11 protein-coding genes, 2 tRNA genes, 1 pseudogene and 1 other annotated feature are annotated in these 9,765 nt (G+C 29.3%); of the genes and pseudogenes, 11 read left to right on the top strand and 3 right to left on the bottom strand.

The window, feature by feature from the left end:
* Positions 1-417 precede the first annotated feature (417 nt).
* From HUU89_RS14175 to HUU89_RS14145, 7 genes are all read left to right on the top strand, one after another.
* Positions 418-963 carry a type III toxin-antitoxin system ToxN/AbiQ family toxin gene (locus tag HUU89_RS14175; RefSeq protein ID WP_175302097.1) on the top strand — a complete coding sequence of 182 codons (546 nt, stop codon included), beginning with the start codon at positions 418-420 and terminating at the stop codon, positions 961-963.
* 63 nt (positions 964-1,026) lie between these two features.
* Positions 1,027-1,911: an ROK family protein gene (locus HUU89_RS14170; RefSeq protein ID WP_119362913.1), complete on the top strand. Its 885-nt coding sequence runs from the start codon at positions 1,027-1,029 to the stop codon at positions 1,909-1,911.
* 10 nt (positions 1,912-1,921) lie between these two features.
* Positions 1,922-2,593 (top strand): hydrolase, encoded by a 672-nt coding sequence (locus tag HUU89_RS14165; RefSeq protein WP_032091681.1) that lies wholly within the window; start codon positions 1,922-1,924, stop codon positions 2,591-2,593.
* Between the two features lie 73 nt (positions 2,594-2,666).
* The gene (gene thyA, locus HUU89_RS14160) at positions 2,667-3,554 is read left to right on the top strand and encodes a thymidylate synthase (protein ID WP_147580915.1); all 888 of its coding nucleotides are present in this window, start codon (positions 2,667-2,669) and stop codon (positions 3,552-3,554) included.
* The gene (locus HUU89_RS14155) at positions 3,554-4,024 is read left to right on the top strand and encodes a dihydrofolate reductase (RefSeq protein WP_147580916.1); all 471 of its coding nucleotides are present in this window, start codon (positions 3,554-3,556) and stop codon (positions 4,022-4,024) included. The genes thyA and HUU89_RS14155 overlap by 1 nt, the downstream gene beginning before the upstream one ends.
* 4 nt (positions 4,025-4,028) lie before the next feature.
* A complete protein-coding gene (locus HUU89_RS14150) occupies positions 4,029-4,742 on the top strand; it encodes a lysophospholipid acyltransferase family protein (RefSeq protein ID WP_032091679.1) in 714 nt (237 codons plus the stop codon).
* Positions 4,742-5,398 (top strand): alpha/beta fold hydrolase, encoded by a 657-nt coding sequence (locus tag HUU89_RS14145; RefSeq protein WP_147580917.1) that lies wholly within the window; start codon positions 4,742-4,744, stop codon positions 5,396-5,398. Before HUU89_RS14150 ends, HUU89_RS14145 begins: the two co-directional genes overlap by 1 nt.
* Before the next feature lie 289 nt (positions 5,399-5,687).
* Here HUU89_RS14145 and HUU89_RS14140 read toward each other — a convergent pair whose 3' ends face one another.
* The 3 genes from HUU89_RS14140 to HUU89_RS14130 are packed head-to-tail and all read right to left on the bottom strand — an operon-like array spanning position 5,688 to position 8,037.
* Positions 5,688-6,149: an HD domain-containing protein gene (locus HUU89_RS14140; protein ID WP_117851907.1), complete on the bottom strand. Its 462-nt coding sequence runs from the start codon at positions 6,147-6,149 to the stop codon at positions 5,688-5,690.
* The gene (locus HUU89_RS14135) at positions 6,146-7,456 is read right to left on the bottom strand and encodes an RsmF rRNA methyltransferase first C-terminal domain-containing protein (RefSeq protein WP_118348102.1); all 1,311 of its coding nucleotides are present in this window, start codon (positions 7,454-7,456) and stop codon (positions 6,146-6,148) included. Before HUU89_RS14135 ends, HUU89_RS14140 begins: the two co-directional genes overlap by 4 nt.
* Positions 7,456-8,037 carry a hypothetical protein gene (locus tag HUU89_RS14130; RefSeq protein WP_022001187.1) on the bottom strand — a complete coding sequence of 194 codons (582 nt, stop codon included), beginning with the start codon at positions 8,035-8,037 and terminating at the stop codon, positions 7,456-7,458. Before HUU89_RS14130 ends, HUU89_RS14135 begins: the two co-directional genes overlap by 1 nt.
* Before the next feature lie 104 nt (positions 8,038-8,141).
* On the opposite strand from HUU89_RS14130, the gene HUU89_RS14125 reads away from it, so the two are divergent.
* The 4 genes and pseudogenes from HUU89_RS14125 to HUU89_RS14110 form a co-directional block, all read left to right on the top strand.
* Complete coding sequence (locus HUU89_RS14125; RefSeq protein WP_147580918.1) at positions 8,142-8,645, top strand: hypothetical protein; 504 nt, start codon at positions 8,142-8,144, stop codon at positions 8,643-8,645.
* 68 nt (positions 8,646-8,713) lie between these two features.
* A tRNA-Leu gene (locus HUU89_RS14120) sits at positions 8,714-8,800 on the top strand.
* Positions 8,801-8,805: 5 nt separating this feature from the next.
* Positions 8,806-8,879: transfer RNA gene (locus tag HUU89_RS14115), tRNA-Gly, on the top strand.
* Between the two features lie 96 nt (positions 8,880-8,975).
* Positions 8,976-9,217 (top strand) — a binding site (T-box leader).
* A 55-nt stretch (positions 9,218-9,272) separates the two neighbouring features.
* Positions 9,273-9,765: pseudogene (locus HUU89_RS14110) on the top strand (3-deoxy-7-phosphoheptulonate synthase); the annotation flags it as partial.

Here is a 9,765-nt window from a genome sequence, read left to right as displayed (position 1 = left end):
TAAATTATAAAAGTAGGCTTGGGACGAGCCAAACTTATACGCTTGTGGACACTGTATAAGACCTATAATGTATTGTCATTAGAGGCAGTCGTGGTTGAAGCAAGAAGCTCCGACTTCTAAACGAAGTGTAAGTCGGAGTAGTTCACTTATTGTCAATACCATGGAATCCATGTATTAAAAATAGATGAATAATCTTAATAAATCAATTGTATTTTGAGACAAAAATTGCTATTATAACAGTGGAGAAATTGTCTTCAAAAATCAGGAGATTCCCTGCCAAATAGTGGGAGCTAAAAAATCAGGAGATTCCCTGCCAAATAGTGGGAGCTAAAAAATCATAGATTTCTTATAAGAAATCAAATACTTATACGAAGAGAGAACCTCTTCGTTTTTTATTATCTAAAAGGAGCTATATTTATGAAATTATATGAAATTGATAGTCAATATATGGAATATTTATACAAAGCAGATTCAAAAGTTTTAATACATAATAGTGGAAATCATCAAAGAAGATTTATTGCTATAAAAGTATTAATAAATGGTTATAAGTATTTTGTTCCCTTATCTTCACCTGATAAAAGAGATTATTATAATGATCAAGATGGTCATAAAAAAGTTCAATTTACACGAGTTCCAACTATTAAAAGAATATTTAATGGGAATCCAACGGTTGAATCATATCTAGGAAAGTTATTATTTAATAATATGATTCTTGTTCCTGAAGGATGTTATCATGAGTTTAATGTTTTTTTAGAAAAAGATTTAAAGTATAAGAGATTATTAATAAATCAAGTTCAGGTTTTAAGAAGTTTTAAAAATCAAGAGGATATATTGAGACGAGCACAAATTGTTTATAAACTGAAAAAAAGAAAATCTTCTTATAATTATATAAAATTAGCAACGGTTGATTTTGAATTATTGGAAAGAAATTATGATAAATGGAATAAGGTGTTTATAAAATAAGGATGTTAATGATTTGTTCAAAAAAATATATTATAATAATGTAAGAAATGAAAGGAGAAGCTTATGAAAAAATATTTAGCGTTTGATGTTGGGGGAACATCTGTCAAATATGCTGTTGTAAATGAAGAAGGAGGAGTGTCTTCATCAAATAAATTTAAAACACCAGATACATTAGAAAAAATGTATCAAGAAATAGAAAATGTAGCTCATGAATATCAAGATGTAGAAGGAATTGCTTTATCAATGCCAGGAGCTGTTGATAGTGATGGTGGTATTATTTATGGTTCAAGTGCTATCGATTATATTCATGGTCCAAATATTAAAGAAGATTTAAAACAACGTTTAAATAAAGATGTTGAATTTGAAAATGATGCTAACTGTGCAGCCCTTGCAGAAGTATGGAAAGGTGTTGCATGTCATGAAAATGATTGCTGTTTTATTGTTAGTGGAACAGGAATTGGTGGAGCAGTTATTAAAGATCGTCATGTTCATCATGGAAATGCATTACATGGTGGAGAATTTGGTTATATGATTATGAGATATGATCAAGATGAAAAGAAATATTATACATGGTCAGATGATGGATCAACTGTTGCGGTAACTAAAAGAGTGGCTAAGGAACTAGGCGTTGATTATCATACTTTAGATGGTAAAGAAGTTTTTGATCAAGCGGATAATAATGAAGTTTATAAAAAATATGTTGATGAATATTATCGTACTCTTGCAATGGGTATTTATAATTTACAATATGCTTATGATCCAAGCATGATTATTATTGGTGGAGCTATTTCATCAAGAAGTGATTTATTAGATAAAGTCAATGAACAATTAGATATTATTTTTTCTCAATTAACGCATGCACATGTACGACCAAATATTAAAGTATGTCAATTTGGAAATGATGCGAATTTAATTGGAGCAACATATCATTATATTCAAAGACATTAAGGAGGATTTTATGAATAAAGCAATACCTAAAATCAATACCCAACTTAGAAGTCATACAATTCTTGTACCTGAAGTTTATCGTGAAGCTACAGGAGTTTTAATTAATGGAAAAAGAATTAAATCATTGGTTTTTTCAACAGATGTAGCGGTGATTGCTAATTGTAATGCGGATGCTGTTATTGCGGTTTATCCTTTTACACCAACAATTCAAATTACAGAAGCAATTATTTCAGTTGCTCAAAGACCTGTTTTTGTTGGTGTTGGTGGTGGAACAACTGCCGGTAAACGTGTTGAATCGATTGCTTTAGATGCAGAGTTACATGGAGCAACAGCTGTTGTTTTAAATGCACCAACAACAACTGAATTTGTTCAAAATCTAGCAGATGATATTGATATTCCTGTTGTTTTAACAATTGTTTCTTTAAATGAAGATTTAGAAAAAAGAATGTTACATACGAAAGCAAATATTATAAATGTATCTGGAGGAAAAGATACTGTTAAAATTGTTAAAAAATTAAGAGAAATTGATCCTAATTTCCCTATTATTGCTACTGGTGGACCAACAGAAGAAACAGTTAGAGAAGTTATTCAAGCAGGAGCAAATGCTGTAACCTTTACACCACCTACAAATGGTGAAATCTTTAAAGGAATGATGGAAGAATATCGACATAGATATGATTAAGAGGAGAAATCCTCTTTTTTTGTAGATGACAATTGAAATGATTTTCTATATAATTGACAAAGAGGTGAATGAAATGAAACAATATTTAGATATGTGTCAATATATATTAGAAAACGGTCAAGATAGAGATGATCGTACAGGAACAGGAACACGTAGTGTTTTTGGTTATCAAACACGTTATGATTTAACAGATGGTTTTCCTTTACTTACAACAAAGAAAATGTTTTTAAGACCTATTGCTGAAGAATTATTATGGTTTATTAAAGGAGATACTAATATAAAATATCTTGTTGATAGAAATGTGAAGATTTGGAATGAATGGCCTTATGAAGCTTTTAAGAAAAGTGAAGATTTTCATGGAGAAACTTTAGAAGAATTTGTTGCTAAAATCAAAGAATTACCAGCAGATGATCCATTTGTTGTTAAATATGGTGAATTAGGACCAGTTTATGGTAGACAATGGCGTAATTTTAATAATGAAGGTGTTGATCAAGTAGCAAAACTTGTTGATTCATTAAAAAATAATCCATTTTCAAGAAGACATATTATTTGTGCCTGGAATCCAGCAGAAGTTGATGAAATGGCACTTCCACCATGTCATGCTTTCTTACAATTTTATGTAAGCAATGATAAAAAATATTTAAGTTGTCAATTATATCAAAGAAGTGCAGATACATTTTTAGGAGTGCCATTTAATATTGCATCTTATGCTTTATTTACAGCAATGCTTGCTCAAGTATGTGGGTACAAACCAAAAGAATTTGTGCATACTATAGGAGATGCTCATATTTATAAAGATCATTTTGATGTTGTTAAGGAACAAATTTCTAGAACTCCTTACCCTAAATGTCAACTTATTTTAAATCCAGAAGTTAAATCTATTTTTGATTTTACAATAGATGATATTAAAATTGAAAATTATCAATCTCATGGCAGACTTGTTGGAAAGGTGAGTGTCTAATGATTTCTATTATTGTAGCAACAGACGATGATTTATTAATTGGTAAAAAAGACTCTTCTAATGGAATGCCTTGGCATAATAAAGAAGATTTACAACATTTTAAAAAAACAACACTTCATCAAACAATTTTAATGGGAAAAACAACATACATGGCAATAGGAAGACCACTTCCTCATAGAAAAACAATTGTTGTAACCCGTGGTGAATTAGATGATGAACGTGTAGAAGTAAGACATGATTTATTAGAAACGATTCAAGAATATAAAAATAAAAAGGAAGATTTATTTATTTGTGGAGGGGCTTCTATTTATAAGCAAGCACTTCCTTATGTAGATGAACTGATTATTTCTAGAATACCAGGAAAACATGAAGGCGAAACCTATTTTCCAAGTTTTGACGAATATAATTTTCAATTAGAAAAAGAAACACAAATGGAAACATTTGTCTTACAAATCTATAAAAAGGGATGATGATATGAAAAGAATTATTTTAGTTGTCTTAAGATGTATTTTTAAATTACCTTATTGGTGGTTTTATAAATTAAAACAATATCAAAATAAAGAAAAATATCCAACAATTGATGAAGGATATCAATTTATACATAATGTTGCTGATGAAATTGTTAAAAAAGCAAGAGTAGATTTAGAATGTTATGGTTTAGAAAATCTTCCTCAAGAAAATGGATATCTCATTACTCCTAATCATCAAGGATTATTTGATATTGTGGCTGTTTTTAAAACACATGATAAAACAGCTAAATTTGTATTAAAAAAAGAATTAGCATCTACAATTTTAATTAAAGATGTTGTTAAAACATTAGACTATTATGCTTTAGATCGTAGTAATATTAGAGATGGTGCCAAAATGGTTAAAAACGTTTCTAAAGAAATAGAAGCTGGTATGAATTATGTTATTTATCCAGAAGGAACACGTTCTCAACAAGGTAATAAAATAGGTGAATTTAAAGGTGGAACCTTTAAAATTGCTTTAAAATCTCATTGTCCAATTGTTCCAGTAGCAATGATTGATTGTTATCAAGTATTTGATAACAATACAATTAAACCCGTAAAAGCACAAATTCATTATTTAAAACCAATTGAATATGATGAATATAAAGATTTAAAAACACCTGAAATTGCTGCTCTTGTTCAAAGTAGAATTCAAGCGTGTATGGATGAGTATTGTTAATGTTTATACATGTAAATGGTGTGCGCTTGTTTTATGAAAAACAAGGAACAGGGAAACCTTTAATTTTACTTCATGGAAATGAAGAAGATCATCGTATTTTTGATGAAGCTATAGAATTATTAAAAAAGCATTATACTGTTTATGCTGTTGATTCTAGAGGACATGGTCAAAGTGATAAAGTTCTAGAATATCATTATCTAGATATGGCAAAGGATATTCAAGAAATGATTGAACAACTTGAATTAAAAGATGTTTCTTTAATGGGAAGTAGTGATGGAGCAATTATTGGTTTATTAATAGGAAGTCTTTATCCAAAACTTGTAGATCATTTAATTCTTGCAGGAGTCAATGTTAAACCCAATGGTGTTATATTAGAAATTTATCAAGAAATGAAGGAACAATATCAAAAAACAAAAAATCCTTTAATTAGAATGATGTTAGAAGAACCCCATATTTCTAATCAACAACTTCATCAAATAGAAGCTAAAACATTACTGCTTGCAGGAAGTGATGATTTAATTAAATTAGATCATATTGAACGTATTTCACATCATATTAAAAACTGTGAGTTTAGAATTCTCGAAGGAGAAGATCATAGCAGTTATATTATTCATAACAAAAAGATTGCTAAAATTATATTAGAAGAATTAAAATAAAGGGGATGTTACGAAATAATTTAAATCGTAACATCCTTTTTTGTTATAAATTCTAACTAAAAAATAGAATATTGATATCTTATCAATAATATTTATTTCCTACTAATTAATTCCTCGAATGTTATAGTTGAGGAATTGTTGTAATTAGATACAATTGTTTCTTATAGTAGAATAATTGTATTATAAAGATACTTGAAATTTCTATTTTTAATGTCTTTTTATTTTACAAAAGAAAAGACTGTTGTTTTTTATTTGTCAACAGTCTGAAATAAAGAACCATTAAGGTTCTTTATTTGTTAAGAAGTAATGATGCTTTTTCAATATATTTTTGATGATATTCATCAAAAATACAATCAGGATCATGATAATAAGTTTCTAAAACATCACACATTTTAAGTAGTTCACTATATTGATCATGAACTTTATTTTTAGTTGAATGATTTTTAATAGCTTGAACGATAATATCTATTTCTTCATTTTCAAACAATAAACTTTCTTCTAACATCTTTCTAGCAAGTTCACTTGAAAGTTGAGCGTGATTAAATGAGGTATTGTTTTTATAAACGGAATAATCATGTAAAAGTCCCATAATAGCGCATAGTTCACAGTCTAATTGTACATACTGACTATAGGCAATACATAAGGTTGAAACGCCAAATAGATGACGATAGCCTTGTCTTTTTTTGTTTCCAAAACAGTTTTTTTCAAGTTCTTGATATACGATTTTTTCAATTTCTAAATATCTTTTCATCGTCTAAGTCCTTTAGGATATAAATTTTTAACTTGATTATTACTTTCTTTATAGAAAGAAAGTGGATAACCATCTACAAAAATAACACCATAGCCTTTTTGATTATTTCCTTTCAAGGTTAAACCAGAAAGATAATCTTTTACTTCTTGACTATCACATTTAAAATTATAAGATCTTTTAACATCTTCTTTATTTAAAGTAAGAGCAAGTGAAAGACTTGGTTCAAATCTTCCTTTTTTACATTCTCCTAAATAAAGACCATTTCTTAAAACTTTGATTGGAAGTTCAGGAAAATGATTTAAAATAGCATAGACATGATTATTTGATTGATAAAGATAAGGTGGTACAGGAATATTTAAGTTTTCTTGATAAAACTTTTGAACAAGTTGTAGCTGTTCTTTCTTTAAATTTGGTTTTAAGATTTTTTCTTTTGAAATAGCTGTTTCTGTTGTTTTTTGTAACATGGCTATAAATTGTCCTTCACCACGATTAATGTGAGGATACATTCTAATGGTTCCTTCAATAAAACCATCAGACATTCCTTCTTTTTTATTAATTGGAAGTAATTTCATACCTAATTCATTGATCATATATTCAACTTGTTTTTCATTTTCATCTAAAGAATAAGTACATGTAGAATAAATTAAAATGCCATCTTTTTTAAGCATCTTATATGCTTGATCAATTAAGTTTCTTTGAATATAAGCACACTCATTTATCTTTTGCATTGACCAAGTATCAATTGCTTCTTTATCTTTTCTAAACATACCTTCTCCAGAACAAGGAGCATCTAAAATGATTTTATCAAAGAAACTTTCAAATTTCATTTTTAAAGGATCACAATTCGTCACAATTGTATTTTTTAAACCAAATCTTTCAATATTACTTGATAAAATAGAAGCACGTAATTTAGAAATATCATTAGCAATCATTAATCCTTCATTAGAAAGACGGCTGGCAACATAACACGTCTTACCTCCAGGAGCACCACACATATCTAAAACATAATCATTTTCTTTAATATCTAAACAAGCTGCTACGCTCATAGCACTTGGTTCTTGAATATAATAAAGTCCACACATAAAATAAGGACTTTTCCCTAATGGATAATGAAGATAATCAAAATAATAACCACCATCTACATAAGGATGTTTTTCTATATATTGATGATTTAAATGATTTAAAACATCCTTTTTTAAAGGATTTAAATAAAATCCTTTAACTTCATTTTCATTTAAAGAATTAATAAAAGCATCAAAATCATCTTTTAATAATTCTTTCATTCGTTTAATAAATAATTCATTCATTATTTTTTCCCCTCAATAAAATAAGTTGCTTCCATATCGGCAACACTTAATGCAAAAGCAATAGGAAACATTTCAAAAGCTTTTCCAACATTTCTAGCATCTTCATTTCCAGAAAAGCCCATATGATATCTAATCGCAAAAGCTTCTTCTCTTGTAAGACGCATATAACCACTAATCATATAAACACTTTTTTCACCATGACCATAAGGCAATTGATCATCATATTCATAGTTTGGTACTTGAATCCATTGCCCATCTTTTTTAACATTACGTGTTCCCTTTTTATAACAATTAATTTTACATAAATCATGTAATAATGAAACAATCGCAATTGTTTCTTCACTATAATTCATTTGATATGTATCTTTCACTCTTTCTCTTTGAAGATAATCTTTCAAACAATCATATACATTTAAACTATGTTCAAGTAATCCACCATCATAGCTTCCATGAAATCGTGCACTGGCAGGTGCTTCAAAGAAATCAGAATGTGGAGATAATAAATATTCAAGAAGTTTTTCACTTCCAGGTCTTTTTATATTTGTTTTATATAATTCTATAAATCTTTCTTTATTTGTCATAAGCACTCCTCTTTTTTTTATATTTTATCGAAAACATGCTTTTTCTTCAATAAAAGTATGAAATAAAATATCAAGGACATACTAGAAATGAAAGAAGGAATAAAATGAAAAGATATATTATAACTTTGATACTTTTAATAACTTGTACTTTTACTTTAACGGGATGTAGAAATCAAACAACTGATAGTGGTTTTAAAGAAAACGTAGAAATTGCTTGGGATGATGTAAAAGATGATTTTGATCAGATAGATCAAGATGTTGAAAATGATACTTCTAAACAAGATGTTAAAGCCTTAACACAAACAATTTTAGATGGTTATGATAAAATCAAAGAAGGAATTACTCAAGATAATCAAGAAGAAGCTAAAAAAATTTATGAAGCTGCGAGTCGATTAGAGTATATAGAAAAAAATACAGATCAAAAGTTATCAAATGAAGAAAAAGAAATTTTAGAATTAGGAAAGAAAACGAAAACATTGATGATGCATTATTATGGAAATGGGGAAGGTGTTTTTCAAGATGCTGTAGATGATGTAGAAAATGGGATTGATCGTGTAAAAAATTTCACAGAAGAAAAATGGAATGATTTTAAAGATAAATTAGAGTAGGGAATACTCTTTTTTTAATTTTTGCTTGTTTTATAATAAAGGTCTTGTTATAATGATAAGGCACACAAGCCCGAATGGCGAAATTGGTAGACGCAGCAGACTCAAAATCTGCCGGTGTAACAGCTGTACCGGTTCGAGTCCGGTTTCGGGCACCATACTTGCGGGTGTAGTTCAATGGTAGAACTTCAGCCTTCCAAGCTGACTACGTGGGTTCGATTCCCATCACCCGCTCCAAGTGATGATAACATCTCTAATGAGATGTTTTTATTATATTTAAAACAAATGGTTGACAGATGATAACAATTTGTATATAATGTAATCACATTTGATATAAATACTGTGAAAAGAAAGAGTAGACGTTGATCTTTAGCGTAGAGATTTCCTGGTAGGTGAAAAGGAAAGTAGAGATTTTTGTTGAATTCATCTTGGAGTAGAGTGTTGAACAGTTTTAAGTAGGCATCTCCGGTTACACCCGTTAAAGTGGAAGAGTATGATTGTACTCGATGAGGTTAGTATAGTAATATACTAATAAACAAAGGTGGTATCACGAAGCGATAGCTCTCGTCCTTAGAGGATGAGAGCTTTTTTATTTATATCAAGGGAAATGAAGAAAAGGGGACAAGTAATATGATTATTGTAATGAAATCAACAGCATCTAAAGAAGATGTAGAAAAAGTATCAGGATCAGTAGAAAAATTAGGGTTAAGAGTAAATGTTGTAAATGGGGCAACACAATCAGTTATTGGAATTATTGGAGATACAACAAAAGTAGATCCAGAATCAATTGAAGTTGATCCAGCTGTAGAAAAAGTCATGCATGTATCAGAACCATATAAATTAGCTAATAGAGCTTTCCATCCAGAAGACTCAGTTATCGATGTCGGTGGCGTTAAAATTGGTGGAGGACATCTAGCAGTGATTGCAGGACCATGTTCTGTTGAAAGCAAGGAACAAGTGATTGAAATCGCTAAAGCAGCCAAAGCAGCAGGAGCGAACCTTTTAAGAGGAGGCGCTTTTAAACCAAGAACATCACCATATGCTTTCCAAGGAATGGGATCAGCAGGATTAGATATTCTAGTAGCAGCTAAAGAAGCAACAGGATTACCAATCGTATCAGAAT

Origin of the sequence: Faecalibacillus sp. H12 (assembly GCF_013361255.1) — a bacterium.
Lineage (GTDB): Bacteria > Bacillota_I > Bacilli_A > Erysipelotrichales > Coprobacillaceae > Faecalibacillus > Faecalibacillus intestinalis.
The sequence above is the reverse complement of the archived record's forward strand: the minus strand, read 5'-3'. Positions and strand labels throughout refer to the sequence as shown.